This is a genomic window from Pseudomonas sp. GT1P32, from assembly GCF_054897805.1.
Window position 1 is genome coordinate 188,641 of the sequence record NZ_CM142704.1, and the last position, 26,583, is coordinate 215,223.

Here is a 26,583-nt window from a genome sequence, read left to right on the forward strand (position 1 = left end):
CAAGTTCAATGAACATTGACCCGCTTATTTCGGCGTATCGAGGGGTGTCGCCTGTGATATTTTTTCACTAATAAATGAACGGGAGACAGACGTGGATAACAGAGCGGGCGAGATGCAGGTTTTTGTGCGGGTCGTCGATGCCGGCAGCTTTTCACAGGCTGCGCGGCAGATGCTGATGACACCTTCCACGGTCAGCAAGCTGATCGTTCGCCTGGAGCTGCGCCTGGGGGTTCGTCTGCTCGAGCGCTCGACCCGCAAGCTGTCGTTGACCGATGAGGGCCGCATTTACTACGAGCGCAGTAATGCTTTGCTGGCCGAGCTCGACGACGTCGAAAGAGTCCTGGCCCAAGGTGCACAGAAAGCCCGTGGGACCGTGCGCATCAATGCCTCGGTGGCGTTTGGCACGCTGGCGATCGAGCCGAATCTGCCGGCCTTCTGGGAAGCCCATCCGAACATTCAGATCAACCTGTCCCTGTGCGATGACATCGTCGACATGTACCTGGACCGCACCGACGTTGCCTTCCGGGTCGGCGTCTTGACCGACTCGACGTTGCGCGCACGAAGTATCGGTGTTGCCCGACGCAAGATGGTGGCGTCCCCTGGCTACCTGGAAAAGTACGGCGTGCCCCAGACCCTTGAAGACCTCGCCGAGCATAATTGCCTGAGCTTCAATTTCCGCCGCTCCAGTCCGGTCTGGCCGATGCATCAGAGTGGTCGCATCGTTGATCGCATCGTCCAGGGCAACCTGCAAGCGAACAATGGCGAGACGGTTCGGCGCATGGCCATCGCCGGGGTCGGGATTGCCCGATTGGCGGATTTTCACATTGATGAGGACCTGGCCTCGGGGCGTCTGGTCGAGGTGCTTGCGCAGACCGGGCATGATTGCGAGGAAGTCCATGCGCTGTATCAGGGTGGGCAGCATGTGCCCCAGCGTATCCGGACGTTCCTCGACTTTATGGTGCCGCGTCTGCAGGCCTTCATGAACCGGGGATGAGGCTTTTTCGGTGCTCAGTCCATGGTTTCGACGATGGCTTTGAGGCGCTCGAGACCATTGCGGTAGAGCGCCTCGAGATGCGCGACGACCTGCGCCTCGTCGGCCTCCAGGACCTGGAAAGTACTTGACCAGGAGGCCAGCGTTCTACCGTTGCCATCGCTCTGGGCTGACATCGTGCCGACATAGTCGGTGACCGGTGAGGGGCCTTCGAGCAGGGCATAGCTGTAGTATTTTTCATTTTCGTCGAACGTGAGCAAGCGCTCGACAATGACGGCACCGTCAGTGGTTTTCAGATGGCGCAGGCGGCCGCTGTCGCTGAGGCGGCTGCTGGCGATGACCTCGACCCAGCGCGGGAGCCAGTCAAAGCCGCCCAGTAGCGACCAGACCTGTTCGATGGGGCGTTCAATGGCAATCCAGATGTGGACTTCACTCATGTTTTCACCTGTGTGGGGGGAGAGTTTTTCAAGGTGTTTTGATAACGGTTTGTGGTGTGATCGGGTGATGTCGTTGTTGGCGATGCTTCGGCGGCCAGCCTGATGCATCGGATGTACATGTCTCCTGTAGGAGCCGGCTTGCTGGCGATGGCGTCCTTTCAGTCGAAAAATATGTCGTCTGACCCACCGCTTTCGCCGGCAAGCCAGCTCCTACAATTGATCGGGGGTTGGCAGAAGCCCTTCATTCACCGGCGAATCACCCTGCCAATTCGCGGCACGCAAGCCACCAGCAAGGCATGAACAAACAGCAGAATCCCGGCAATCGAAAGAATGTCCCGCAGGTCTCCACGCAGCCATTGCGCCAACAGCAAACACACCAGCGCTGCCAATTGAGTCAGCAAACGATGCGCCAGGGAGACCCTCGGCCCCTCGAACATACAACCGGGCCAACGGTCCGGACCGCCCCGCGAGAGCGCTGCCGCCGCGAGCGCCACTGCGGCATAGATCCATACGCCGGCACCCACACCCGCGAGCGCCAGGCCAATAGCGCTTACCGTCAACAGCAGCGCAATGACAACAGACCGGATGCTCATGGCGCTTCGCTCAACCCCATCGGTGCATCCACCCGCAAACGCAGAACATGGAAGGGCGGCTGGCTGGCGTCTTCACCCGCATTGAGCAGCGGGTGTCGGTGCAACTGGTTCGCCGTGATGTACAGCCATTTTCCCTGTGCATCGAGCTCGACCCCGTCCGGCCAGGCAAGCAGTCGGTCGTCCTGGGCCAGGATGCGATAGCCAGCAGGAGAGGCCAGCCCGATCGCACTGTTGGCGATGTCCGTCACATAGACGTTGCCCAGTGCATCGACATCAAACCCGTCGCAATGGGGCTTCTCGCACCAGTATTCCACCGCCTCGCTCAACGGCGCGTCGGCGGCAGGTTGCGCGAGGATTTCGGTGGCGATGCGGTAGACCTTGCGCGCCGACATCGAACCGAAATAAACCCAGCGGCCCAACGGGTCGATGGCGATGGGGTTCAGCCCGTACTGGTAAGCAATGACCTCGCCGTCCGGTGTGCGCCGCGACAGCGGTTTGCCGGCGACCATCAGCGGCACATCACCGGGCATCAGGCCCGGGTAGCACTCCAGCGAACGCCACGAAAGACCGCTTTGCAGGTCGACCACGACGATGGCCGGATAGTCGCTCGCACCGCTGGGGTTCATCGTCATGTCGGCGATGTAAATGCGTTGGCGGCGCCAGTCGATGACGAAGTCCTGGGTGAAGGAACTCGGGCGAAGTACGTTCTGCGGCAGCACGATCAGGCGGTGCAGGCGTTGTTCGCGATCATTCCAGGCGATGAGCCGGGGCTGTTGCTGCGGGCTGCCCATGTCGAGGATCCAGACGATCCCTTGCGGGTCCGTGCGAATGCCGATCACGGCAGACATGCCACGGCCGTCGACGCCGGGTTTGCCGGCCCAGACCTCATCGGGATAGGCCGCATGCTCGCCGTTTTCGGACACGGCGCGCACCGAGATCGACGGCGCGATGATCGCCGAGACCGATACCAGCACGCGCCCGTCCGGCATCACGGTCGGATTGCCGGGACGCTCGACTGGAAAGGTCGCGAAAACTTCTAGTGCGCTGCTGTTCATGGCTTTGCCTGCACGAACGATTCGGCGGTGCCGCTGGATGGATCGACAAAGATGATGTCGCTTGGATCGCGACGCGGAGTGTCGACCGACACCATGAACAGCGGGTGTTCGAGAATCTTCGGCATGCCGTGGATGGTGAACTTCTTGAAGAACAGCATCTCGCCCGGACCGACCTCGAATTCTTCGCGGTCACCCATGAAAAAGGTCGCGCGCCCGGACAACACAATCAGGTATTCGTCGCAGGTGGCGTGATAGTGCGCAGGCGTCGGGTGATAGACCCGGAAGACCCGCGCACTGGCCTCGTCTTCGTCAGTCAGGCGCGTATCGACCAGCAGTGTTTCGGCGGTTTCGGGGAATGTCTTGACGATCTCGTCGAGATTGAACGAGGCATGGGGTGCGGCCTCGACCAGTTTTTTTCGGGTGCTTGCTTCGGTCATCTTGAAACCCTCATTCAGGCGCCTCTGGGGACGCTGTGATGTTGTTTGCGGGTTCAGGATAAGCAGTGGATGGGTGGCCGGGAACGCGGTGGCCGAGCACAAGATTTGAGAACCGAAATAACAATTCGACCCGAGTGCGTGCCCGTCGGGACAGCATGCTTTTGCGAATTCAATTCCAAACAGCTACGCCTGGCGATGCGTTTCTGAGGTGGGCGGGCTGCGGCATAGTGATGAGTACTCACTATCGAGTCCAGCTGCGTCGGAGACGAAAGATGCAAGTCAGAGCTGCTGTTCTAAGACATATGAATGTTGCGCCGCCTTATGCACAGAGCAGGCCGATCGCAATTGAAACCATCGAGCTGGCGCCACCGGGGCCGGGCGAAGTGCTGGTGCGTATCCGTGCCGCAGGCCTGTGCCATTCCGACCTGTCGGTGATCAATGGCGACCGCCCGCGACCAATGCCCATGGCGCTCGGCCACGAAGCGGCGGGTGTAGTCGAAGCGCTCGGCGATGGGGTCAGTGACCTTGAGCCAGGCGACCATGTAGTGATGGTGTTCATGCCCAGTTGCGGCCACTGCCTGCCGTGCGCAGAAGGTCGGCCAGCGCTCTGTGAGCCGGGGGCAAAAGCGAATGCCGCCGGCACGCTGATCAATGGCTCGGTGCGTTTAAGCAGTGCTGCCGGTCACGTCCATCACCATCTCGGCGTTTCGGCGTTTGCCGAATACGCGGTGGTGTCGCGCAACTCGGTGGTCAAGATCGACCGCGATCTGCCGTTTGTCGAAGCGGCGCTGTTTGGTTGTGCAGTGCTGACGGGGGTTGGCGCTGTGGTGAATACCGCGCAGCTGCGGGTGGGCTCGACCGCCGTGGTGATCGGGCTGGGCGGTGTCGGCCTGGCATCGGTGTTGGGGGCGAGGGCGGCCGGGGCGAGCAAAATCATTGCCGTCGACCTGTCACCCGAGAAGCTCGCACTGGCTAAAGAAGTCGGGGCCACTGCGGTGGTCAATGGCGGCGACCCGGACGCCGTCGAGCAGGTGCGGCAATTGACCGGGGGCGGCGCGGACTATGTGTTCGAAATGGCCGGTTCGATCCGCGCACTGGACAACGCCATGCAAATGACCAAACGCGGTGGCATGACCGTGACCGCCGGTTTGCCGCCGCCCGGTTCGGCGCTGCCGGTCAACGTCGTTCAACTGGTGGGCGAAGAGCGCACGCTCAAGGGCAGCTACATCGGCACCTGTGTGCCGCTGCGCGATATTCCACGCTTCATCGAGCTCTATCGCGATGGCCGCCTGCCGGTGGATCGGCTGCTTAGCGGCCGGCTGAAACTGGACGACATCAACGAAGGTTTCGACCGCCTGCACGATGGCAGCGCGGTCCGTCAGGTGATTGAATTTTGAGGAGTGACAGCAGCATGGCCGATTCAAACTTCCTGTCGACGCTCGACGATCCCTCGCTGTTTCGCGAGGCCAACTACATCGATGGTCAATGGCTGGCGATTGGTGAAGGTCGCAGCATCAACGTCATCAACCCGGCCACCGGCAAGGTACTGGGGCGCGTGCCTTCACTGGGGGCGAGCGAAACCGCGCGAGCCATTGCCGCCGCCAGGCGCGCACAACCGGCGTGGCGTGCGCTCACCGCCAAGGAACGTGCGGCAAAGCTGCGGCACCTGTTCGAATTGATGATCACCCATCGCGAAGACCTCGCGCGGATCATGACCGCGGAACAAGGCAAACCGTTGGCCGAGAGTCGCGGCGAGATCACCTACGCCGCGTCGTTCATCGAGTGGTTCGCGGAGGAGGGCAAGCGTGTTTACGGCGACACCATCGCTTCGCACTCGCCGAACAGCCGCATCATCGTGCAGAAAGAACCCATCGGCGTGTTTGCCGCGATTACCCCGTGGAATTTCCCGTCCGCGATGATTACCCGCAAGGCCGGGCCGGGCTGGGCGGCGGGGTGCACCGGTGTGTTGCGTCCGGCCAGCCAGACGCCGTTTTCGGCGATCGCGATTGCCGTGCTGGCCGAACGTGCCGGCCTGCCTGCCGGCGTGTGCAACGTGATCACCGGACCGGGCAGTGAAATCGGTGGCGAGCTGACCTCCAACCCGGATGTGCGCAAACTGTCGTTTACCGGCAGCACCGAGGTCGGCGCAACACTCTTGGCCCAATGCGCACCCACGATCAAAAAGACCAGCATGGAACTCGGTGGCAACGCGCCCTTCATCGTGTTCGACGACGCCGATCTCGATGCGGCAGTGCAGGGGGCGTTGGCGTCCAAGTACCGCAACGCCGGGCAGACCTGCGTCTGCGCCAATCGCTTGCTGGTGCAGGACGGCATCTATGAGGCGTTTGCGGCCAAACTGAAAACCGCCGTCGAAGCGCTCAAAATTGGCGACGGCTTTGAAGACGGCGTGACGATCGGTCCGTTGATCGACGACAACGCGGTGCGCAAGGCCGAGGAGCATGTCGCCGATGCCGTCGAGCGCGGTGCGTCGGTGTTGACCGGTGGCGAGCGTCATCCGCTGGGGGGCAGTTTCTACCGGCCGACGATCCTGGTGAATGTGCCGCGCGAATCGAAGGTGTTTCGTGAGGAAACCTTCGGCCCGGTGGCGCCGTTGTTCCGTTTCAGCACCGAGGCGCAAGCCATCGAAATGGCCAACGACACCGAGTTTGGTTTGGCCGCGTATTTCTACAGCCGCGATATCGGCCGGATCATGCGCGTGGCTGAGGCGCTGGAGTGCGGCATTGTCGGGATCAACGAAGGGTTGATCTCTACGGAAGTGGCGCCGTTCGGTGGCGTCAAATCGTCGGGACTTGGCCGTGAAGGTTCCAAGTACGGCATCGAGGATTATCTTGAGATCAAATACCTCTGCCTGGGAGGTATTAATCGCTGATAGTTCTGGGGGGATGGCCGCCAGGTCATCTCCTTGTTTATTGAAAGTTAATTATCCCTGCCTGCTTTTAATCTTCTTGTTATTAGTCCTGCCTCCATAATTGGCAATCGCCCAATCATCAGTGAATGCGCTTCACAAGTCATTGTCCCGTGGTGTCGGATCGGTGCGATGGTGTTTGTATAATCCTTGTGCTAGAGCGCTAGTTCGTGTCTTTTAGTCAATATTGTTTTCGTATTCCTGCGGTTTATCTTCGGTGGGTGGTGCTGGAAAATCCTTTCCATTCTGATCACTACCGAGATTTTCCATCATGACTTTTTTCAAAAAAATCGTTGCCTTGTTTGCCACCGTGGCTGCTCTTTCTGGATCTTTCGCAGTTCATGCAGAAGAGTCGGGTGCTTTTGTCGGGCGCAATAAAACACTGGATGAGCGCGCTGTCGGAAGTTGATTAAGCCAGTTCTGGATAAATGAACTGATGTTTTAGTTTTACCCACTTCGGAGAGCACAAAAGTGAACTTGCACACCACGGGGAAACCGGCAGCATCCCCAGTCAAATCGAAGGTATTAAAAGGCGCGGCGTTGTCCGCGATCAGCCTTGCGCTGGTGGCTGCCTTGAGCGGATGCGGTCCGGAAAAGGCCAGCAGCGCGCCGGCGGCACCGAGCGTTACGGTCAGTCAGCCGGTCAAGTCGGTGATCACCGACTGGGACAGTTTTACCGGGCGCTTCGAGGCCACCGATTCGGTGGAAGTTCGTTCGCGGGTCAGCGGCTATCTGGAGAAAGTCGCGTTTCAGGATGGGGCCATCGTCAAGAAGGGCGATTTACTGTTCGTAATTGATTCGCGCTCGTTCCAGGCCGCCGTGATCCAGGCGCAAGGCAAACTGGCGCAGGTACGCTCGCAACTGGCCCTCGCCGAGCAGGAGTTCGCCCGCGCCAACGTCTTGATCGAGTCCAAAACCATCGCCCGCAGCCTCTACGACCAGCGCTTGCAAGCACGCCAGGCAGCACAGGCCGAAGTCCTCAGTGCCGAAGGCGCGTTGAGCGCAGCGAAGCTGGACCTGGAATTCACCCGCATCACCGCGCCCATGAGCGGGCGGATCAGCCGCAAGCTGATCAGTGAAGGCAACCTGGTCAATGGCGGCAACAGCAGCGCCACGTTGCTGACCACCATCGTCTCGATTGACCCGATTGATATCTACTTTGATATCGATGAACAGAGCTACCTCAAATACCGTCGCCAGGCGAACGCCGCCGGCAAACAGAGTCAGGTGCGCATTGCCTTGCCCGGCGAAGCCGAGCCGAGCATGACCGGACGCATGGACTTCATCGACAACCGCCTCGATCCATCGACCGGGACCTTGCGGCAGCGAGCCCGGGTCAGCAATCAGAACCTGCAACTGAGCCCAGGGCAATTTGGCCGGGTGCAGTTCTCCAGTCAGGCACCGTACTCGGCGCTCCTTCTGCCGGACACTGCGATCAGCGTCGATGCGACCCGCAAAGTCGTCTACGTGTTGAATGCGCAGAACAAGGTCGAAGTGCGACCGGTGACGCTCGGCAAACTGCATGACGGTTTGCGCGAAATTGCCAGCGGACTGCAGGCGCAGGACCGGGTGATTGTCGATGGCCTGCAACGCGTGCGGGCCGGTGATACGGCCATGGCCGAGGATCGCTCGCTGGCCCAGGCCGCGAAAACCACGGGCAACGAGGAGGCGCCGTTATGAGCCTGGGCCGTACATCCATCGAACAGCCGGTATTGGCGATTGTGCTGTCGATCGTCCTGATGATTATCGGTGGCCTGGCCTATCTGGTCTTGCCGACTTCCGAGTACCCGGACATCGCGCCGCCCACCGTGGTGGTCACCGCGACCTATCCCGGTGCCTCGGCGCAAACGGTCGCCGAGACCCTGGCAATCCCGATCGAGCAGGAGGTCAACGGCGTTGAAGACATGCTCTACATGTACAGCCAGGCAACCTCCGATGGCAGCCTCAACCTGACCGTGACCTTCAAGAGCGGCACCGATGTCGACAAGGCCCAGGTGCTGGTGCAGAACCGTGTGGCGCTGGCTACGCCGCGCTTGCCGGAGCCGGTGCAGCGCAGTGGCGTGACGGTGCGCAAATCGTCGCCGACGCAGTTGTCGACGATTTTCATCTCCTCGCCCAAGGGTACTTACGATCAGCTGTACGTCTCGAACTTCGCGATCCGCAACGTCGCCGATGTGCTCAAGCGTATCGACGGTGTCGGCGACATCAACCCGCTCGGCGCACGCGAGTACTCGATGCGCATCTGGCTCGATCCGGAGCGCGTGGCGGCGTTCAACCTGACACCCGCCGACATCATCGCGGCCGTGCGTTCGCAAAACACCCAGGTGGCCGGCGGGGTGATCGCCCAGCCGCCAGTGGCGTCCCAGGCGTTTCAGCCGAACCTGATCTTCGAGGGTCGCCTGAAAGAGCCGGCCGACTTCGACAACATCGTTCTCAAGTCGGGAACTGCCGGGCGTCTGGTGCGGCTCAAGGATGTGGCGCGCACGGAAATTGCCGGGCTGGCGTACGTCAATAACACCTATTACTTGCGCAACCCGGCCATCGGCCTGCAAGTGCTGCAACGTCCGGGCGCCAACGCCCTGGCGACGATGAAAGTGGTCGAAGAGACCATGGAGAAAATCGGCAAGGACTTCCCGGAGGGCATCGAATACAGCATCGGTTACAACCCGACGGCGTTCATTGCCGACAGCATCGGCGAGCTGGGCAAGACCATTTACGAGGCGGTCATCCTTGTGGTGCTGGTGATCATGGTTTTCCTGCAAGGCTGGCGGCCGTCGATCATTCCGATCCTGGCCATTCCGGTGTCGCTGGTGGGCACCTTCGCGGTCATGGCAATGCTCGGTTATTCGATCAACAACCTGACCCTCTTCGGGCTGGTGTTGGCCGTGGGTATCGTGGTCGATAACGCCATCGTGGTGGTGGAAAACGTCGAGCGGCATCTGGCCGATGGCAAGAGTCCGCTGGAAGCGACCATCGTCACCATGCAGGAAATCGGCGGTGCGTTGATCGCCATTACCCTGGTGTTGTGTGCGGTGTTCATTCCGACTGCGTTCATTCCGGGGATCTCGGGTGAGTTCTTCCGCCAGTTCGGGATCACGATTGCGGTGGCCACCGCGATCTCGCTGTTCAACTCGGTCACATTGTCTCCCGCCCTGGCGGCGATGATCCTGCGCCGGCATGAACCTGAAGCGCATCACGCTGCGAAAACAGGCGTGCTCAAACGGGCGGCTGATGGCTTCAACCGTGGCTTCCTGAAACTCTCTTCGAGTTATGCCGGCAGCGTACGTGGCCTGGTGGCCAGAACACCGTTGATGCTGACGATCTACGCGGTGCTGATCGCCGCGACCGCTTACCTGCTGGTGTCGACGCCCAAGGGTTTCATCCCGGTTCAGGATCGCGGCTACCTGGTGGTCATCGTGCAACTGCCCGATGGCGCATCGCTGGAGCGCACCAACGAAATCTCCCAGCAGATCGAGGCGATTGCCCTGCAAGTGCCGGGAGTGGATCGCGTACCGACGTTCTCCGGGTTCTCGATGGTGACGGGCACCAGTTCCTCGAACTCGGCCGGTCTGGCGCCGGTGTTCCAGCCGTGGTCCGAGCGCAAGGTCCATGGGCTTACCTCGGACAGGATTGCCGAAGACTTGCGTGAACGTTTGAAAGTGGTCAGCGGTGCGACGGTGATTGTTGCCACGCCGCCGCCGGTTCAAGGCTTGGGCAGCACCGGTGGTTTCTCCATGCGTTTGCAGGACACTGCCGGGCTGGGCACTGAAGCCCTGGCCAAAGCGACCGATAACCTGATTGCCGCCGCCAACGCCACCCAAGGCATGACCGGCGTGTACTCGCCGTTCTCGGCCCGCACGCCGCAGGTGTTCGTTGAACTGGACCGTGAACGGGCGGAAATGCTCGGCGTACCGAGCAGCCAGATCAACCAGGCCATCGAAACCTACTTTGGTTCGTCGTACATCAACGACTTCAACCTCGTCGGGCGGACTTATCGCGTTACGGCGCAGGCTGACCTGCCGTACCGCGTCACGCCGGAGGATCTGGCACGGGTCAAGGTGCGTAACGATGCCGGTCAGATGGTGCCGATTGCCAGCGTGACGCGTCTGCATGAAGCGCTGGGTGTAGAGCGATTCCCGCGCTACAACCTGTTTCCGACCGCGGAAATCAACGGTGATACGTTGCCGGGACTGGGCTCCGAGTTCGGGATCAAGACCATGGAACGCCTGGCTCAAGAGACGCTGCCGGCCGGTATCACTTATCAGTGGACCGACCTCAGCTACCAGCAGACCACGGCCGGCAACATGGGTTTGTTGGTGTTCCCGCTGTGCGTGATCTTCGTCTACCTGGTGCTGGCGGCGCAGTACGGCAGCTGGAGTCTGCCGCTGGCGATCCTGTTGATCGTGCCGATGTGCTTGCTGGCAGCTGCCGGAGGCGTACGGCTGATGGGGCTCGACATCAACATCCTGACCCAGATCGGTTTCATCGTGCTGGTGGGACTGGCGGCGAAGAACGCGATTTTGATCGTCGAAGTGGCGCGTCAGCAGGAGAAGGAAGGGCAGGGCATTGTCGATGCCGTGGTTGAGGCGTGTCGTCTGCGCTTGCGGCCGATCCTGATGACCTCACTGGCTTTCGTGCTGGGCGTGTTGCCGCTGGTGATGTCCGAGGGCGCGGGTTCCGAGATGCGCCAGGCCGTGGGTTCGGCGGTGTTCTTCGGGATGATCGGCGTCACGTTGTTTGGTCTGTTGTTCACCCCGGTCTTTTATGTGCTGATCCGCCGCCTCGCGGGTGGCGAACGTCACGCCAAGGCTCATTCCATTCATTCTGAACAGGGCGTGGCCCATGAATAACTTGCTTCGTGCTCCAGGCCTGATGCTGGGAGCGGTGCTGTTGAGCGCCTGTGCTTCGCCGGTAATGCCACCGCCGTCCGACGTGCCGGTCGAGCGTTTCGTCAACGCACAAACGGCACGTGCGGCGAGCGTTACCGACAACTGGTGGACGCGTTATCAGGACCCGTTGCTGGACCGTCTGGTCGAGCGCGCCCTGGGACAAAACCTTGACCTGCAGATTGCCCTGGCGCGCATCGAAGCCGGGCGCGCGCTGCGCAACATCAGCGCGGCGTCGGGCAGCCCACAGGTCGACCTCGGGGCGAGCGCGGCGCGTCAGCGGATCTCGGCCGATCAGGCCGGTTTCACGGATTCGCTGATCACCGAGCCGACCTCGGTCGGGTTGAGTGCCGCCTGGGAAATCGATCTGTTCGGACGCATCCGCGAAGGCGTGCGGGCTGCCGACGCAGACCTCAACGCGACCGAGGAAGAGGCGCGGGGCGTGCGGGTAGCGTTGATCACTGAGGTGGTCCAGGCCTATGCCGAGGCGCGCGGCCAGGAGGAACGCCTGGCGATCGTCAAGCAAAGTGCTGCCAGTCAGGCGCAGACCTTGCAACTGACCGAGCAGTTGTATGCGGCCGGGGACGCGCCGGAGGCGGATGTGTTGCGTGCACGTTCGCAGTCGGACTCCACCGCCGCTCAGGTGCCGGCGCTGCAATTGAACTGGCAGCGTTCGCTGCATCGGTTGTCGGTGCTGCTGGCCCAGCCGACCGAGGGCTTGTATCAGCAGTTCAGGGACAGTCCGGCGCCGGTTTCCACGGTGTCGTTGTTGGAGGCCGGAACCCCGGCGGATCTGTTGCGCCGCCGGCCTGATATCCGTGCCGCGGAAGCTCGCTTGATCGCGGCTTATGCGCGGGTCGGCGTTGCCAAGGCGGATCTGTTGCCGCGCTTGAGTCTGTCAGCTGCGCTGGGGTCTTTGATTGATGGTGTGAGCGCGGCGAACCTGGCCAGTTCGACGTTCTGGCTCGCGGGTTTGAATGCCAGCGTGCCGGTGCTCGATGGCGGCCGTCGACGCAATGTGGTTGATTTGCGGGACGCGGAAGCGCGGCAGGCGTTGTTGAGTTATCGGCGCACTGTGCTGGTGGCGGTGTCCGAGGTGGAGTCGGCACTGGCTGCTGCGCAACGCAATGCCGAGCGCCAGACGTTTCTGGCCAGTGCGGCGAGTCAGGCCAGTTCGGCCGCCGCGCAGATTCAACGGGCGTGGCAGGCGGGGGAGACGCCGTTTCTGGATGTGCTGCAGGCGCAGCGGGTGCAGTTGGCGGCGCAGAATGCGTTGTCCCAGGTCAAGACGGCGCAGTTGCAGAATCAGGCGACGTTGGTGAATGTGTTGGGTGGGTAGGGGGGATTGTGTACATATCCGTTTCTGCGGTAACGGCTGCTGGCGGTTTCGCCCTTACGGCGAGTCCCTTTTCCAAACGCCGAAAAGGAACCAAAAGGCTTTGCCCCTGACGTACGGTGGCTCGCTAAGGCTCGCCATACCCTCGCTCCGGTCCTGCTCCGTGGGCCCGCCGCCATCGGCCATCCCTGGCCGGGGGCGGCTAACCCGGCATCCATGCCGGGTTGCCCACTGCGCAGAACCTCCACTCGGCCTCCCGACGGGGCAGATCAAAATCAAAATCAAAAGCAAAGCAAAGCAAAGCAAAGCAAAGCAAAGCAAAGCAAAGCAAAGCAACAGCAGACGCGGTAATTGGCCATGGCACCAATCAACTGTAGGAGCCGGCTTGCTGGCGATGGACGTCAACGATAACGCGGGCTGTCTGAGTGAACGCGTCGCCCACACGCCTTTCGCCGGCAAGCCGGCTCCTACAGGGAATCGCGTTTGCTTTTGCTTCTCACCACTCATCAGGCCGAGCGTTAGCTCGCCTTCAGCTTTTGATCTTGAGGTACACGCCCCCTCGAGAGGCCGAGCGCAGATTCTGCGCAGTGGGCAACCCGGCATGGATGCCGGGTTAGCCGCCCCCGGCCATGGATGGCCGATGGCGGCGGGCCCACGGAGCAGGACCGGAGCGAGGGCATGCCGAGCCTAGGCGAGGCACCGAACGAAAGGGGCAAGAGCCCTTGGTTACTTGGGGCTCTTCCAAGTGACTCGCCGTAAGGGCGAAACCAATAGCCGCCGTTACCGAAGAAACGGATAAACCCCCAACCCCAACTCAGATCTTGTCAATCGGCACCCCATGGTTATTCTTCCACATCAGCACCACAGCACTGGCAATCACCGCAACCACAATCAAGTAAATGTTGAACATCCACCCAATATTCTCCGAGTACAACCAGGTCGTCAGATACGAAGCCGTCCCCCCAAACACCGCCACCCCCAAAGAAATGCACACCCCGAACATCCGCGTGCGATAACGAGTCGGAATCTGCTCCGAAATCGAAGCCGGTTTACAGCCGGTGATAAAGCCTACCAACAGCAATCCAGCCGTCTGCGCCACCATCAACGTCCACGGCTCACTGGAAATCAGCCCCCACAGCGGGAACAGCGTCGCGGCGATCCCGAGCAACGAAATCAGCGCCGAAATCTTGCGTCCCCACTGATCCGAGGTCCAGCCCGAGATCGGCAAAAACACCAGGTAAATGACCTGAGCAATGCAACTCATGGTGAACGCACTACGCGGATCCATGCCCTTGACACTGATGGCGTAGATCGACGCCGAAGTCACCCACGTGTAATACGTCAACGTGGCGCCCGCTTCATATAGAAACAACCGAACGCCGTGCTGAATGATTGTGCCGCGACTCCACGCCGGTTCTTCGCTCGTACCACCGGCACTTGGGCTGTGCTCGCTTTCCATCATGTTGCGCCGCAGCCACAAGGCAACCACCGCCAACAGGCCACCGGTGGCGAAGGGGATACGCCAGCCCCATTCCTGCATTTCACTGACCGACAGCAACGACGTCAGCAAAGCCATGTAAAACGTCGCCAGCAACGATCCGCAACCCACCGCGAGAAATACCGTGCTCGACCACAACCCGCGACGTTTCGGTGGAGCGATTTCAGCGATGTAGGCGTATGAGGTGGTGGTTTCTCCACCGTGGGCAAAGCCCTGCACCAGCCTGGCCAACAGCAGGAGCGCCGACGCCCAACTGCCAATTGCGTCATACGAGGGGATGAACGCAATCAGCAAACTGGCGCTGGCCATCAGCAGCATGGTGCTGAGCAACACCATGCGCCTGCCGAGTCTGTCGGCAAGGATGCCAAAGAAGATGCCGCCAATCGGCCGTAACAGGAACCCGGCGGCAAACACCGCCAGCGTGTTGAGGAGGGCAGAAGTGGCGTTGCTTTTATCGAAGAGTGCCGCCGCGATGTACACCGATGCGACGGTATAGATCGTCCAGTCGAACCATTCCAGCAGGTTGCCGACGCCGGTGGCCATCAATGACTTTCTGCGCAAGGTGGTACGTGTTTTGGCCTGCCCGATCGAGTAGTCGGGCATGGTCTCGGTGATGTTATTCATTGTTGGCTCCGAGATGTTTCATGAACCACGGGATGTGGTGGGTAACGATGAGTTGCGTAAAGTTCCCTGAAAAAACGAGATGTCCCTGAAATACACAATTCTGTAGGAGCCGGCTTGCTGGCGATCCAGGCACCGCGGTGTGTCAGGTGCACCGTGGTGATTTCATCGCCAGCAAGCCGGCTCCTACAGGTGACGTCCGCGGATCAGGCGCGCAGATGCGCCAGCGCTACTTCCTCGATGCCGGCGGCATCCAGTTTGTAGTGCTCGTACAAGTGTGTCGGCGGTGCGATCAGGCTGTATTCGTCGTAGATGCCGTGGCGTTTGAGCTTCACGCCGACGCCTTCATCCGCCAGCACTTCGGCCACCGCAGCGCCCAGGCCACCGAGCACGTTGTGCTCTTCGACGGTCATCATGCGTTTGCTGCGTGCAGCGGCGCGCAGGATGGCGTCACGGTCGATCGGCTTGATCGACGCCATGTCGATCACGCCCACCGAACGCCCTTCGGCATTCATTTTGCGAGCCGCCGCGAGTGCCGGATGTACGGTGATGCCGCAGGCGATGATGGTCAGTTCCTCGCCTTCGAAGTGTTCATGAGCCTTGCCGAACTCGAAGGTCACGCCGTCTTCGTAAACGATCGGATCGCGACCGCGACCGATGCGGAAGTACACCGGCTTGTCGTAGGTGGCCGAGGCTTTGATTGCTGCGACCAGTTGCGCGCCGTCCGCCGGCGACACCACCGCCAGATCAGCGATCGAGCGCATGGTGGCGATGTCTTCAGTGGCGTGGTGCGAGGTGCCATAGAAGCCCAGGGAAATCCCGGTGTGGTGCCCGATCAGGCGCACCGGTTGCGCCGAGTAGGCGACGTCCATGCGGATCTGTTCGCAGCACAACAAACCGAGGAACGAGGCGAAGGTCGCCACGAACGGCATCACTCCGCAGGTGGCCAGACCGGCGGCGGCCGTGACCATGTTCTGCTCCGAGATACCGAATTGCAGGTAGCGCTCGGGGTAGCGGCTGGCGAATTTGTTCAGGCCGTTGGAGTACTGCAGGTCGGCGGAACCGGCCATCACCGGATACCCGGCCTCGGTCAGCTCAATCAGCGCATCGGACAAATACGACAGGCCAGGGTTGAGCGCGTTAAGGCCACGGTACTGCCAGGAATTGGGGGAAAGAGGGGCATTCATGTTCAGATCTCCATGGCTTCAATTTCAGCGATAGCGCGTTTGGCGTCTTTCGGGTCGAGGTAACCGAGGTGCCAGCCGGGTTCGGTTTCCATGTAGGAAACGCCTTTGCCCTTGACGGTTTTGGCGATGATGCACACCGGCTTGTCGCGGGTTTCATCGGCTTTGACACGGCGCAGGGTTTCAGTCACTTCGGCAATGTTGTGGCCGTCGATGACGTGCACTTCCCAACCGAACGCGCGCCATTTTTCGTCCAGCGGTTCGATACCGATCACGTCGTCGACCGAGCCGTCGAGCTGGAAGCCGTTGCGGTCGACAATCGCGATCAGGTGCCGGGCTTTGTGATGAGCGGCGCTCATTGCGGCTTCCCAGACCTGGCCTTCCTGCATTTCACCGTCTCCGAGCATGACGAACACGTCGTAGACTTCGCCGGTGAATCGCTGCGCCAGGCACATGCCCAGACCGCCGGAAAGGGCGTGGCCGATGGAGCCGGAAGAGAAGTCGATGCCGGGCACTTTGCGCATGTCAGGGTGATCGCCCAAAGGGCTGCCCAGGCGCGTGTATTCATCGAGCCACTCCTTGGGGAACACGCCAAGGTCCGCCAGGATCGGGAACTGGCCCACGGCAGCGTGGCCCTTGCCCATCAGGAAGCGGTCGCGGCCCGGCCATTTCGGTTCGTCGGGGCGAATGGTCATCACGTCGTAGTACAGCGCCGAGAACAATTCGGCGGCGGAAAACACCGAGGTGTAGTGACCGGTCTTGGCGATTTCAATCAGGCGGATCGTTTCCAGTCGGACGAATTTCGCCCGGTCTTTCAACATCCTCACGGTCTCGGCGGACGGCACAAAATTGCTGGCTTTCCACTGTTCGAGTGTTTTGCGGGGTGCAGACATCTCTACCTCCAATCACAGGCATGAATTTGTTGAAGTTGAATCTCAGTGGCGGGGTTTGAACTTCACCCGGATAGTGGTGGGTTCAACGGCGCTTTTGAGTCGGTGCTCAGTGGGTCAGGCCTTCCAGCGCGCGCATCGCCCCGATCAGTTCGTCGCACGTCAGTGCGTCGCCCGATACCGAGAGAAAATTGCGCGCGTGAGGCGCTTTCAAGGTGGGCTCGGCCACTTGCATCAACACCGAATCATCGATGTTGAGTACGCCCAGTTCGGTCAAGTTGCGGGGCAGGCCGATGCGTTGATAGAAGCTCAACATGTCGCCCATGAGTTCGGCATTGCGGTCCTCAAGCACCAACTGCACGAGCAGGCCGTAGGCCACCTGGAAACCGTGAACCTGCTGTTGCGCGCCGGGGATTTTCGACAGGCCACGGGTCATCGCGTGGGCAATGGACAAGCCGCCGCTTTCGAACCCCAGGCCGCTCATCAGCAGCACCGCTTCAATCAGGTGGTCGAAGGCGACCGTGACCTCGCCGGTACCGGCCTGCGCCAGTGCGGGTTCGGCGTATTGGCGAATGATGTGATAGCACTCGCGGGCGAGCACCAGCCCTGACAGTGCCGGTCGGGCGCCAAACATGTTCACGCCACCGGACTTGTAGCACTGCTCGGCTTCGAATTTTTTAGTCAGCGCATCGGCAATCCCCGCGAGCAAGAACTGACGCGGTGCCTGGGCAATCAACGCGGTGTCCACCAGCACATAGCGCGGGCTGACCAGCAAGTGGCCGACTTCGCTCAGTTGATGATGGGCGTCGTAGACCACGTAGTTTTTCGACGTGGGTGCATCGTTGGAGGCCACGGTCGGCATGGTGATCAGCGCACGACCCGAGGTGTGGGCGAGAGCCTTGCCGGCGTCGATGCACTTGCCGCCACCGACGGCCAGGATCATGTCGAAACTGACCTCTGAAGCTGCCGCTCTCAGACCGGCGATGCCGTCAGCGGTGATCTCGCCGTCGAAGGTGATGTAGTGCAACTCGACGCCATATTGCGCACAGGTGGCATCGAGGCGTTGCCGGATCAGGCCCAGCACATAACTGTCGATGACCACCACGGCCTGGCGTCCGCAGTGCGCCAGATAAGTGCCCGCCTGAGCGAGCACTTCAGTGCCTTGGACATACCGTCCGGGCGAGCCGAAAACCAGATTCATTCAGAACCTCTCACTTCACTGCTTATTGTTATTCGAGGACTCGGCGACAGGCTGCCGGGGTCTCGGTCTTGTTGTGATGCATGATATATCATGTATTTAAACGGTCAAGCGCTCAAGCGACGAGATGACGTCAGGCGATCGAATAACCGCCGTCGACCGGCAATGTTGTCCCCGTCACGTAACGCGCGTTGTCCGACACCAGGAAGGCGATCACGTTGGCCACGTCTTCCGGTTCCCCCCAGCTCTTCATCGGAATACGCGCCATGATCCCTTCGGATCGCGTCGGGTCCTCGAACGCTCGGCGCGACAGGTTGGTCATGATCCAGCCCGGCGCCACGGCATTGGCCCGCACGCCATCGGTCGCCCAGGCCACGGCCATGCAGCGGGTCAGTTCGGAAATGGCGGCTTTGCTCGATGCATAGGCCGGGGTCTTGGCGGAACCGAAAATCGCCAGCATCGAGGCGAAATTGACCACCGCCCCGCGCGCGGCTTTGAGGCCGGGCAGAGCGGCGTTGGTGATGCGCATTACGGCGGTGAGGTTGACGTCCATTACGCGGCTGAAGCCTTCCAGTTCCCACTCGCGGTTGTGGTCAATGATGCCGGCGGCATTGACGATGGCGTCGATGCGCTCGAACGGCTCGAAGAAGCCGCTGACCGCTTCGTCGTCGGTCACGTCCAGTTCCCGGTAATGAATGCCCTCGACCCGTTGCTCGGGTTCGCCGAGCCCTACGGTGAATACCTCATAACCGTCCGCGTGCAGACGTTGAGCAGTGGCCAGGCCGATACCGGAGCCGCCGCCAGTCACGATTGCAGTCTTTTTCATGGTCTTTCCTTATGCAGGGGAGGCGGGCGCGTCAAACGCCCGATTTGGAAAACAGAAACTCGGCCAGCAGATCGATCTGGCCGGTGATCATGTGCGCACCTTTATGAATGACGCAGCCACGCTCGGCGGCGGCGCTGAGCAGCGGGGTGATGTCCGGGTTCATCACCACTTCACCGACCACCGTGCCGGGGGCTAGGGTTTCGAAAGGCAGCGGCAGCGGGTCCTCGGCTTTGAGGCCCAGCGCGGTGCCGTTGATCACCACATCGAAACCCGTCGCGTCGGCGGGGCCGGCGCTGACCTGCCGACCGGGGAACATCTGCCGCAGTTCATGGGCCAGCGCTTCAGCCTTGGCCGGCGTGCGGTTGCTGATCACCAATTCTTGAAGAGGCTCGGCGAGCAGTGCGTGAGCAATGCCCGTCGCTGCGCCCCCCGCACCGAGCAACAGCACGCGTTTGTTGCTCAGGTCATGGCCTTGCTTTTTCAGGCCGGCGACAAAGCCGTCGCCATCGAACATGCGCCCGCTGAAACGGCCGTCGGGCAGGCGTTTGGCGACGTTGCACACTTGCAACAGGCTGGCCGTGCCTTTGAGCTCATCGCACAATTTCGCCACCTCAAGCTTGTGCGGCACGGTGACAATCACCCCCGCCAGGTTTTCAATCCCGCGCAAACCTTCCCATGTTGTGGCGAGGTTGGCCGGTGAGACTTCCCAGGGCACCAGCACGCCGTCGTGGCCGAGACGTTCCAGCAGCGGGTTGAAGAATTCCGGGGTGCGCAGGTGTTTGGCAGGGTAGGTGAGATGAACCACGACCCGGGTTTTACCGGTGATAGGCATTGCCATGTTCCTTTGTGATTTTGTTGTGATGCATGATATATCCTCAATGTGAGCGTGAGTCAACACGGTGGTGAATCCAGACGCAGTAGCGGTGGAAAACCGATGATGTATCATGCGTTATTCGCGCTTGAGGCCTGCAGGTCAGTCAATCTGCCGAGCCGGCGCACCTTCATTGAACCTGGAGATCGAGTAACCGTGACCGTGCATAAGCCCATTGATAAAGGCAATTTGAGCGAACGGGTGTATTCCATTATTCGCACCGCGTTGATGGACGGGCAGTACCAACCCGGCGACCGGCTGCGTATCAGTACGTTGGCCGAGGAGTTCGGTGTGTCGATCACCCCCGTGCGGGAAGCGATTTTCCGTCTGGTCAGTGACCATGCGCTGGACATGAAAGCGGCGACCTCGATCTATGTGCCGGAGCTGACGGTCAGCCAGCTGCGTGAAATCCAGTTGATCCGCCATTTGCTGGAAGGCGAGGCCGCCGGCGTGGCGGCCCAGCGGATCACCCTGCCGGAACTGGAGAAACTTGAAGCCATTCAGGACGCGTTCCAGAAGGCGGTCTCGGTCGACTACAAACAGGCGGCGCTACTCAACCGCGAGTTCCACTTCGGTTTGATCTCTGCGGCGCGCATGCCCGTGGTATCGAAAACCCTGGAAAACATGTGGGTCATCATGGGGCCGCTGCTGAGCCGGTTTCATGCCGAGGTGCCCAAGCGAGAGTTGGCCAGCGCCAAACACAAGCATTTCGAAGTGCTGGACGGCTTGCGTAGCCGTGACTCGGCCAAAGCCAAAGACGCCATGCAGGCCGATATCGCCTGGGGCGAGCTGATGATCGATTGGCTTGAGAAAAAGGAAAACCTCGCTGAGGCATAACTAACGCGCCTCTGTCGCATCAAGCTGAACCTGCCGCCCGAGCTCCACATCAGGAGCCGCGGGCGCTGTCGTTTTATGGCTGGCCGAGCGGGGTGGGCTCTGGATCGTTCAGTCGCCACCTTCGCCACCTTGTTTGAGCGGTCAACCTTGAGGGCATCAGTATCGTTGCCATCCCTCCCGAGCAGAACGCCTGATTGCGCAAAGGTGTTTTGAAAAGGATTCAGCAATCTCTCCGAGGTCTTTGCGTTATGGATGTCGGTGTCGGAGGGTTTCTGTGATTTTTCGAGACGCCGCACTCGCCCGGGGTTTTGCTCTGATCCGTATTTTTCTGCGCTATCTGCATCTGTCATGTACCCGGCCCGCGCCCCACAATGACCGCACGGTCCGCAGTCGCGGTAGCCACTGAACCGCAAACTCATCATGTAGGAGGCCCCATGCCCAAGATGGCCATTTTTCTGGGTGGATTTCTGCTGTTAACCATTTTGATCGGTGCCTTGGCCACGATCTCTCCGACCTGATTCCTTCCTTCAATGCGCAACAAGCACAACGCCTCCACTTGGGAGGCGTTGTTGTTTCAGCGGTACCGTTTATTTACAAGAATCCGTCGATGAACCCCGAGACTTGTAGGAGCCGGCTTGCCGGCGATGGCGTCATCACGGCCACCACCGCTTCGCCAGCAAGCTGGTTCCTACAGATCAAAACGATCCAGGTTCATCACCTTCGTCCACGCCGCCACGAAGTCTTTGACGAATTTCTCCTTCGCATCACTGCTGGCATACAGTTCGGCCAAGGCCCGCAGTTGCGCATTCGAGCCAAAGACCAGATCGACCCGCGTCCCGGTCCATTTCACTTGGCCGGTTTTGCGATCGCGCCCTTCGAACTCCTGATTGGCGTCCGACACCGGCTTCCATTCCACCCCCATGTCCAGCAGGTTTTTGAAGAAGTCGTTGGTCAACGCCTCCGGTTGCTGGGTGAACACGCCGTGTCGGGTCTGTCCGACGTTGGTGTTCAACACCCGCAAACCGCCCACGAGCACAGTCAGTTCCGGTGCGCTGAGGGTCAGTTGTTGCGCCTTGTCGATCAACAGGTGCTCGGCCGTTACGCGGTAGCGGGTTTTCAGGTAGTTGCGGAAACCATCGGCAATAGGTTCGAGGAAGCCGAAGGATTCGACGTCCGTCTGCTCTTGCGAGGCGTCCGTCCGTCCCGGTGTGAACGGCACCGTCACGCTGTGACCGGCATTTTTTGCGGCTTGTTCGACACCGGCGCTGCCGGCCAGCACGATCAAGTCCGCCAGCGAGATTTTCTTGCCGCTGTTGTTGAACTCACTCTGAATGCTTTCCAGTTTCGCCAGCACGCTCGCCAGTTGTTCGGGTTGGTTGGCTTGCCAGGATTTCTGTGGCGCCAGTCGCAGGCGTCCACCGTTGGCGCCGCCACGTTTGTCGGAGCCACGGAAGCTCGACGCCGCCGCCCAGGCCGTTGATACCAGCTGCGAGACGCTCAGGCCAGAGGCGAGGATTTTGCCCTTGAGTGCAGCGACGTCACTGTCGTTGACCAAGGCATGGTCGACCGGTGGAATCGGGTCTTGCCACAACAGTTCTTCGTTGGGCATTTCCGGGCCGAGGTAGCGCGAGAGCGGGCCCATGTCGCGGTGGATCAGCTTGAACCAGGCGCGGGCGAAGGCATCGGCCAACTGATCCGGATTGGCCAGAAAGCGCCGGGCAATAGGTTCATAGATCGGGTCGAGGCGCAGCGCCAGGTCCGAGGTGAGCATGGTCGGGTTACGCCGCTTGGACGGGTCGTGTGCATCCGGAATGGTGCCGGCCCCGGCGCCGTTTTTTGCCACCCACTGGTTCGCGCCTGCCGGGCTTTTGCTCAACTCCCACTCGAAGCCGAACAGGTTTTCCAGGTAGTTGTTGCTCCACCGGGTAGGCGTGGTGGTCCAGGTCACTTCCAGTCCGCTGGTGATGGTGTCCGGGCCTTTGCCGGTGCCGAAGCTGTTTTTCCAGCCAAAGCCCTGGGCTTCGAGACCGGCGGCTTCCGGCTCGGCACCGACGTTGTCGGCAGGGCCGGCGCCGTGGGTTTTACCGAAGGCGTGGCCGCCGGCGATCAGTGCCACGGTTTCTTCGTCGTTCATGGCCATGCGGCCGAACGTTTCGCGGATGTCCAGGGCCGAAGCGACGGGATCGGGATTGCCTTCCGGACCTTCCGGGTTCACATAGATCAGGCCCATCTGCACGGCGGCCAGTGGGTTTTCCAGATTGCGCCCCTCATCGGTACGGCTGTCTTCATTTCTCCCGGGCTCGGCCACCAGTGGAACATCGCCGGGTGCTTGCACGGGTTTTTGCGCTTTGTCGTAGCGGGTGTCGCCGCCCAGCCATTTGTTTTCCGAGCCCCAGTAAACGTCTTCATCGGGTTCCCAGACGTCCGCGCGGCCACCGGAAAAACCAAAGGTCTTGAAGCCCATCGACTCCAGCGCGACGTTACCGGTGAGGACGATCAGGTCCGCCCAGGAAAGGTTGTTGCCATATTTTTGCTTGATCGGCCACAGCAACCGGCGCGCCTTGTCGAGGCTGACGTTGTCCGGCCAGCTGTTGAGCGGGGCAAAGCGCTGCTGACCGGAACCGGCACCGCCACGACCATCACCGGTGCGGTATGTACCAGCGGCGTGCCAGGCCATGCGAATGAACAGCGGCCCATAGTGACCGAAGTCCGCCGGCCACCAGTCTTGCGAATCGGTCATCAGTGCCGTCAGGTCGCGCTTGACCGCCGCAAAGTCGAGTTTTTTGAATGCTTCGGCGTAGTTGAAGCCTTCGTCCATGGGGTCAGACAGGGACGAGTGCTGGTGCAGGATCTTCAGATTCAGTTGGTTCGGCCACCAGTCGCGGTTGGTGGTGCCACCGCCTGCGGCGTGATTGAACGGGCATTTCGATTCGTTTGCCATGTGCGAGCTACCTTTGGTCGTGTTCATCCGGCTATCGGGCCCGGGGCGGGCGTTAAATAGCAACGAGCGGAATCAAGGACATAGGCTGCAGGGCCAGCAGTTGGATCAACTGATTGTGGTGACCACACGGGAATTCTGAACAGCGGCAATCAGGTTGCCTGCGCGGTGGCCCACGGGTGGCCTAGTCAAGCTTCGGGCTCATTCCTGTCTCCTTTTCAGCGCTAATCCGGCCGGCTTATGGCGCCAGCGCAGACTAAGGTTAGACCTGAGTCGGGAAGTCAGCTAATAGGGCGAGTGTTGGGGCGTGATAGACGTACTCTTTCAATCTGGCGCCCGGAAACATTTCAAGGCCTCGGTTGTTTGAGCTACTGGCTGGGTGCCACAATACTTCTTTGTCGAAGCATCATGATCAGGCGGATCAAATGGACGGACTCGGACCCCGGTATGCCCCGGATGCTTTGATAGCAGCGCAGGTACGCACTGATCGCCTGCACCAGTTGTTCCATCAGTCGGTGAGCGCGATTCCGGGCAGTGTCCTGGCGGCGATCATGCTGTGCCTGCTGTGTTGGGAGCGCTTCGATCACCACGTCATTTTTTGGTGGATGGGCATTCTGACGGCATCGACCTCATTGCGCGTCGCGATGTTTATCGCCTATTTCCGCAGCGACAAAAGTACGCGCACACCTGAGCAATGGGAGTGGAAATACTGGAGCACGCTGGTGTTATCTGCCGGTATCTGGGGCGCAGGCGCGCTGGCATTGATGCCCCCGGACGATATTCTGGCCCAGGCACTGGTCATGCTTTTTACCGTCGGGATGTCGGTCAGTGCGGTGTCCTGCTATTCGGCCTACCGATACATGACGTTGGTGTCCATTGGCCTGGTGTTGTTGCCGTGCACGATATGGCTGTTGTTCCAGCCGTCAGCGATGCAAGTCGGCATGGCACTGGCGGTGCTGGTGTTTGCCTCCTTCGTGGCCAGCGCTACCCGCAAACTCTCCGATGCGGTGGAAACGGCCTTTCGATTGACCCGTGAAATGGAACAGGCGCACCGCATTTCCAATCTTGCCGCGCAGACCGATGAACTCACCGGCCTGAGGAATCGCCGGGCTTTTTTCGAGCACGCCCAGCAGTTGCACAGTTACTGCAAAAACAATCAGCTGCCGCTGTGCGCCGTGATGCTGGATATGGATCACTTCAAACACATCAACGACACCTATGGCCATCAGGTCGGGGATCAGGTGCTGAGTCAGATGGGCCTGGTCATCAGCACCTCGTTTCGTGAAACGGATGTCTACGGCAGGCTGGGGGGAGAGGAGTTCGCCATTCTGCTCCCGGACACTTCGATTGAAGAAACCCTGAACATTGCCGAGCAACTCATCCGCTCCATTGCCGAATTGATGACCGGCCCGGTGCATTGCATAACGGCCAGCCTCGGTGTCGCGTCGATGGACGCCGCCGACCTTGATTTGCACAGCTTGATGAACAACGCCGACAAGGCCCTGTATCGAGCCAAGGCCCGTGGCCGAAACCAGATCGCCGTTTCCGAGTGATGCCGCGCTAGGTTTGTGCTCCGGCAGTCATTCAAGTTGCACCGGCAGAGTGCGCTTCTATATAGTGGCAAAATAATATCAACTATAAATAATTTGCCAGCAGGGCTGCATTCACACCGTTGGGCGCTCCGTGCTGGTTGACGAATCGCGCACTTGAGAATGTCCATGCCTAATCGCTCTCTGCACTTCAAGCTGTTCTGGACGGCCCTGATTGGGACCGTCGTCGTCATGGCGCTGCTGCTGGGCTCCATCGCCTATATCGCTTATGGCTCCTCCGTCAAAGAAACCGCCGCGCTGGTCGACACAGTCGTCAAGGCCAATGCCAAGGAAGTGGAAGTCGAACTGGGTGTCGGTTTTACCGTCGCCGAATCGCTGGCTAGCGTCGCAACGGCCATGCAACAACAGCACGTTGATCGCAAGACCGCCGATGCCGTGACCCGCCAACTGTTTGAAGCCAACCCGCAACTTTTGGGCCTGGGGCAATATTGGGAAACCAACGCCTTCGATGGCAAGGACAGCGAATTCGCCAACCAGCCGAATCACGACGCCACCGGCCGTTACCTGACCTACTGGAACCGTGCGAGTGGCTCGGTGAAATCGGAAGCGCTCAGCGGTTATGCCCCGGAAAATGCCGATAACCAGTACTACTATCAGCCGCTGCACAGCCGTCAGCCGTGGGCTTCCGAACCGTTTGCCTACAGCACGGGCAGCGGCCAGAAAGTCATGATGGTCTCGATCATGGCGCCGCTGTTGCAGGGCGGCAAAGCCCTGGGCGTGGCGGGTGTCGACATCCCGCTTGAAAGCATCAATCGGCAACTGGCGAAAATCGATGCCTACAAAGGTTATGGCGCACTGGTTTCGAGCAACGGCCTGTACGCCAGCCACCCTGATGCGAAGCGCTTGAGTCAGCCGGCCGACGATTTGCCGACGGCTGCCAAAGAAGCGATCAAGGCCGGTCAGCCGTACAACTTCCAGCGCGATGGCTGGGGTTATGTGCTGCAACCGGTGCGCATCGGCAAAGCACCGAACACCTGGGCGCTGATGGTGGCGTACCCGCTGGCCGAAGCCATGGCGGGCATCAATCAGTTCCTTTGGACCGCCGTCGTCATCGGCCTGGTGGCGCTGTTGGCATTGGCCATCGTGCTCTGGCATTTGCTGGCGTGGCACATTCGTCCACTCTCCGGCCTGACGGTCGGTATCCAGGCCTGGGGCGGCGAATTGGGCCTGCGTTTTGAACAACGCAGTGGTGATGAAACCGGCAAACTGGCGGGCGCGTTCAACCAGTTTATCCAGCGTCTGGGGGATCTGGTGGGGTCGATTCGCCACAGCAGCGGCGCCCTGATGCAGATCTCCAATCACTTGGGCGATACCACTCAGGCCGTTGCCGACCGGGCGACGTCGCAGCACACCGCAACCGAAGAAATGGCCAGCGGCGTCACCGCGCTGGCGCACTCGGTCACCGAGATGTCGCAGCAAGCCGAAGACGTGGAGCAACTGGCGCGCAAC

General features: G+C 60.6%; 20 protein-coding genes and 1 pseudogene. 10 read left to right on the plus strand and 11 right to left on the minus strand.

Translation table 11 applies throughout. The annotated features are described in order from the left end of the window. The first annotated feature begins 91 nt into the window (after positions 1–91). The gene (locus ACYZUC_RS00910) at positions 92–994 is read left to right on the plus strand and encodes a LysR family transcriptional regulator (protein ID WP_461992794.1); all 903 of its coding nucleotides are present in this window, start codon (positions 92–94) and stop codon (positions 992–994) included. 14 nt (positions 995–1,008) lie between these two features. Here the strand turns inward: ACYZUC_RS00910 and ACYZUC_RS00915 are convergent, their stop codons facing one another. From ACYZUC_RS00915 to ACYZUC_RS00930, 4 genes are all read right to left on the minus strand, one after another. Further along, positions 1,009–1,428, minus strand: coding sequence for an SRPBCC family protein (locus ACYZUC_RS00915; RefSeq protein WP_461992796.1), 420 nt, complete (start codon positions 1,426–1,428; stop codon positions 1,009–1,011). Between the two features lie 245 nt (positions 1,429–1,673). After that, positions 1,674–2,021, minus strand: a complete 348-nt coding sequence (locus tag ACYZUC_RS00920; RefSeq protein WP_461992798.1) for a hypothetical protein — start codon at positions 2,019–2,021, stop codon at positions 1,674–1,676. After that, positions 2,018–3,076, minus strand: a complete 1,059-nt coding sequence (locus ACYZUC_RS00925; RefSeq protein ID WP_461992800.1) for an L-dopachrome tautomerase-related protein — start codon at positions 3,074–3,076, stop codon at positions 2,018–2,020. The genes ACYZUC_RS00920 and ACYZUC_RS00925 overlap by 4 nt, the downstream gene beginning before the upstream one ends. After that, positions 3,073–3,513 carry a cupin domain-containing protein gene (locus ACYZUC_RS00930; RefSeq protein ID WP_008024140.1) on the minus strand — a complete coding sequence of 147 codons (441 nt, stop codon included), beginning with the start codon at positions 3,511–3,513 and terminating at the stop codon, positions 3,073–3,075. The genes ACYZUC_RS00925 and ACYZUC_RS00930 overlap by 4 nt, the downstream gene beginning before the upstream one ends. Before the next feature lie 272 nt (positions 3,514–3,785). Between ACYZUC_RS00930 and ACYZUC_RS00935 the strand changes: the two genes are divergently transcribed. The 6 genes from ACYZUC_RS00935 (at position 3,786) to ACYZUC_RS00960 (ending at position 12,664) form a co-directional block, all read left to right on the plus strand. Continuing rightward, on the plus strand, positions 3,786–4,910 hold the full coding sequence (locus ACYZUC_RS00935) for a zinc-dependent alcohol dehydrogenase family protein (protein WP_461992802.1): 1,125 nt from the start codon (positions 3,786–3,788) through the stop codon (positions 4,908–4,910). Between the two features lie 14 nt (positions 4,911–4,924). Then, complete coding sequence (gabD, locus tag ACYZUC_RS00940; protein WP_192228400.1) at positions 4,925–6,403, plus strand: NADP-dependent succinate-semialdehyde dehydrogenase; 1,479 nt, start codon at positions 4,925–4,927, stop codon at positions 6,401–6,403. A 307-nt stretch (positions 6,404–6,710) separates the two neighbouring features. Next, positions 6,711–6,848 (plus strand): hypothetical protein, encoded by a 138-nt coding sequence (locus ACYZUC_RS00945; protein ID WP_461992804.1) that lies wholly within the window; start codon positions 6,711–6,713, stop codon positions 6,846–6,848. Between the two features lie 62 nt (positions 6,849–6,910). Next, on the plus strand, positions 6,911–8,119 hold the full coding sequence (locus ACYZUC_RS00950; RefSeq protein ID WP_461992806.1) for an efflux RND transporter periplasmic adaptor subunit: 1,209 nt from the start codon (positions 6,911–6,913) through the stop codon (positions 8,117–8,119). After that, entirely contained in the window at positions 8,116–11,289 is a 3,174-nt protein-coding gene (locus tag ACYZUC_RS00955; RefSeq protein WP_461992808.1) for an efflux RND transporter permease subunit, read from the plus strand. The genes ACYZUC_RS00950 and ACYZUC_RS00955 overlap by 4 nt, the downstream gene beginning before the upstream one ends. Then, positions 11,282–12,664 carry an efflux transporter outer membrane subunit gene (locus ACYZUC_RS00960; RefSeq protein ID WP_461992810.1) on the plus strand — a complete coding sequence of 461 codons (1,383 nt, stop codon included), beginning with the start codon at positions 11,282–11,284 and terminating at the stop codon, positions 12,662–12,664. Before ACYZUC_RS00955 ends, ACYZUC_RS00960 begins: the two co-directional genes overlap by 8 nt. Before the next feature lie 811 nt (positions 12,665–13,475). Here ACYZUC_RS00960 and ACYZUC_RS00965 read toward each other — a convergent pair. The 6 genes from ACYZUC_RS00965 to ACYZUC_RS00990 all read right to left on the minus strand — a co-directional run bounded on the left by ACYZUC_RS00965 (position 13,476) and on the right by ACYZUC_RS00990 (position 19,710). Then, positions 13,476–14,783, minus strand: coding sequence for an MFS transporter (locus ACYZUC_RS00965; RefSeq protein ID WP_461992812.1), 1,308 nt, complete (start codon positions 14,781–14,783; stop codon positions 13,476–13,478). Between the two features lie 203 nt (positions 14,784–14,986). After that, complete coding sequence (locus ACYZUC_RS00970; RefSeq protein ID WP_008033976.1) at positions 14,987–15,967, minus strand: transketolase family protein; 981 nt, start codon at positions 15,965–15,967, stop codon at positions 14,987–14,989. Between the two features lie 2 nt (positions 15,968–15,969). Beyond that, entirely contained in the window at positions 15,970–16,857 is an 888-nt protein-coding gene (locus ACYZUC_RS00975) for a transketolase (RefSeq protein ID WP_461992815.1), read from the minus strand. Between the two features lie 106 nt (positions 16,858–16,963). Further along, positions 16,964–18,055, minus strand: a complete 1,092-nt coding sequence (locus ACYZUC_RS00980; RefSeq protein WP_461992816.1) for a glycerol dehydrogenase — start codon at positions 18,053–18,055, stop codon at positions 16,964–16,966. 130 nt (positions 18,056–18,185) lie between these two features. Next, entirely contained in the window at positions 18,186–18,878 is a 693-nt protein-coding gene (locus ACYZUC_RS00985) for an SDR family NAD(P)-dependent oxidoreductase (protein ID WP_461992818.1), read from the minus strand. Between the two features lie 31 nt (positions 18,879–18,909). Further along, complete coding sequence (locus tag ACYZUC_RS00990; RefSeq protein WP_461992820.1) at positions 18,910–19,710, minus strand: shikimate dehydrogenase family protein; 801 nt, start codon at positions 19,708–19,710, stop codon at positions 18,910–18,912. 195 nt (positions 19,711–19,905) lie between these two features. Here ACYZUC_RS00990 and ACYZUC_RS00995 point away from each other — a divergent pair, with 195 nt between their 5' ends. Continuing rightward, complete coding sequence (locus ACYZUC_RS00995; protein ID WP_461992822.1) at positions 19,906–20,586, plus strand: GntR family transcriptional regulator; 681 nt, start codon at positions 19,906–19,908, stop codon at positions 20,584–20,586. A gap of 688 nt (positions 20,587–21,274) precedes the next feature. Here ACYZUC_RS00995 and katG read toward each other — a convergent pair. Continuing rightward, positions 21,275–23,527: a catalase/peroxidase HPI gene (katG, locus tag ACYZUC_RS01000; RefSeq protein ID WP_461992824.1), complete on the minus strand. Its 2,253-nt coding sequence runs from the start codon at positions 23,525–23,527 to the stop codon at positions 21,275–21,277. Between the two features lie 422 nt (positions 23,528–23,949). Between katG and ACYZUC_RS01005 the strand changes: the two genes are divergently transcribed. Together ACYZUC_RS01005 and ACYZUC_RS01010 are read left to right on the plus strand one after the other, a co-directional pair. Beyond that, entirely contained in the window at positions 23,950–25,077 is a 1,128-nt protein-coding gene (locus ACYZUC_RS01005; protein ID WP_461992826.1) for a GGDEF domain-containing protein, read from the plus strand. 393 nt (positions 25,078–25,470) lie between these two features. After that, positions 25,471–26,364 (plus strand): annotated as a pseudogene (locus ACYZUC_RS01010) (PDC sensor domain-containing protein); the annotation flags it as partial. Positions 26,365–26,583: the final 219 nt, after the last annotated feature.

What these genes read in the sequence shown, in the direction of transcription:
- ACYZUC_RS00915 (WP_461992796.1), bottom strand. Translation starts at nt 1,428, where the DNA reads ATGAGTGAAGTCCACATCTGGATTGCCATTGAACGCCCCATCGAACAG.
- ACYZUC_RS00920 (WP_461992798.1), bottom strand. Translation starts at nt 2,021, where the DNA reads ATGAGCATCCGGTCTGTTGTCATTGCGCTGCTGTTGACGGTAAGCGCT.
- ACYZUC_RS00925 (WP_461992800.1), bottom strand. Translation starts at nt 3,076, where the DNA reads ATGAACAGCAGCGCACTAGAAGTTTTCGCGACCTTTCCAGTCGAGCGT.
- ACYZUC_RS00930 (WP_008024140.1), bottom strand. Translation starts at nt 3,513, where the DNA reads ATGACCGAAGCAAGCACCCGAAAAAAACTGGTCGAGGCCGCACCCCAT.
- ACYZUC_RS00935 (WP_461992802.1), top strand. Translation starts at nt 3,786, where the DNA reads ATGCAAGTCAGAGCTGCTGTTCTAAGACATATGAATGTTGCGCCGCCT.
- gabD (WP_192228400.1), top strand. Translation starts at nt 4,925, where the DNA reads ATGGCCGATTCAAACTTCCTGTCGACGCTCGACGATCCCTCGCTGTTT.
- ACYZUC_RS00945 (WP_461992804.1), top strand. Translation starts at nt 6,711, where the DNA reads ATGACTTTTTTCAAAAAAATCGTTGCCTTGTTTGCCACCGTGGCTGCT.
- ACYZUC_RS00955 (WP_461992808.1), top strand. Translation starts at nt 8,116, where the DNA reads ATGAGCCTGGGCCGTACATCCATCGAACAGCCGGTATTGGCGATTGTG.
- ACYZUC_RS00960 (WP_461992810.1), top strand. Translation starts at nt 11,282, where the DNA reads ATGAATAACTTGCTTCGTGCTCCAGGCCTGATGCTGGGAGCGGTGCTG.
- ACYZUC_RS00965 (WP_461992812.1), bottom strand. Translation starts at nt 14,783, where the DNA reads ATGAATAACATCACCGAGACCATGCCCGACTACTCGATCGGGCAGGCC.
- ACYZUC_RS00970 (WP_008033976.1), bottom strand. Translation starts at nt 15,967, where the DNA reads ATGAATGCCCCTCTTTCCCCCAATTCCTGGCAGTACCGTGGCCTTAAC.
- ACYZUC_RS00975 (WP_461992815.1), bottom strand. Translation starts at nt 16,857, where the DNA reads ATGTCTGCACCCCGCAAAACACTCGAACAGTGGAAAGCCAGCAATTTT.
- ACYZUC_RS00980 (WP_461992816.1), bottom strand. Translation starts at nt 18,055, where the DNA reads ATGAATCTGGTTTTCGGCTCGCCCGGACGGTATGTCCAAGGCACTGAA.
- ACYZUC_RS00985 (WP_461992818.1), bottom strand. Translation starts at nt 18,878, where the DNA reads ATGAAAAAGACTGCAATCGTGACTGGCGGCGGCTCCGGTATCGGCCTG.
- ACYZUC_RS00990 (WP_461992820.1), bottom strand. Translation starts at nt 19,710, where the DNA reads ATGCCTATCACCGGTAAAACCCGGGTCGTGGTTCATCTCACCTACCCT.
- katG (WP_461992824.1), bottom strand. Translation starts at nt 23,527, where the DNA reads ATGGCAAACGAATCGAAATGCCCGTTCAATCACGCCGCAGGCGGTGGC.
- ACYZUC_RS01005 (WP_461992826.1), top strand. Translation starts at nt 23,950, where the DNA reads ATGGACGGACTCGGACCCCGGTATGCCCCGGATGCTTTGATAGCAGCG.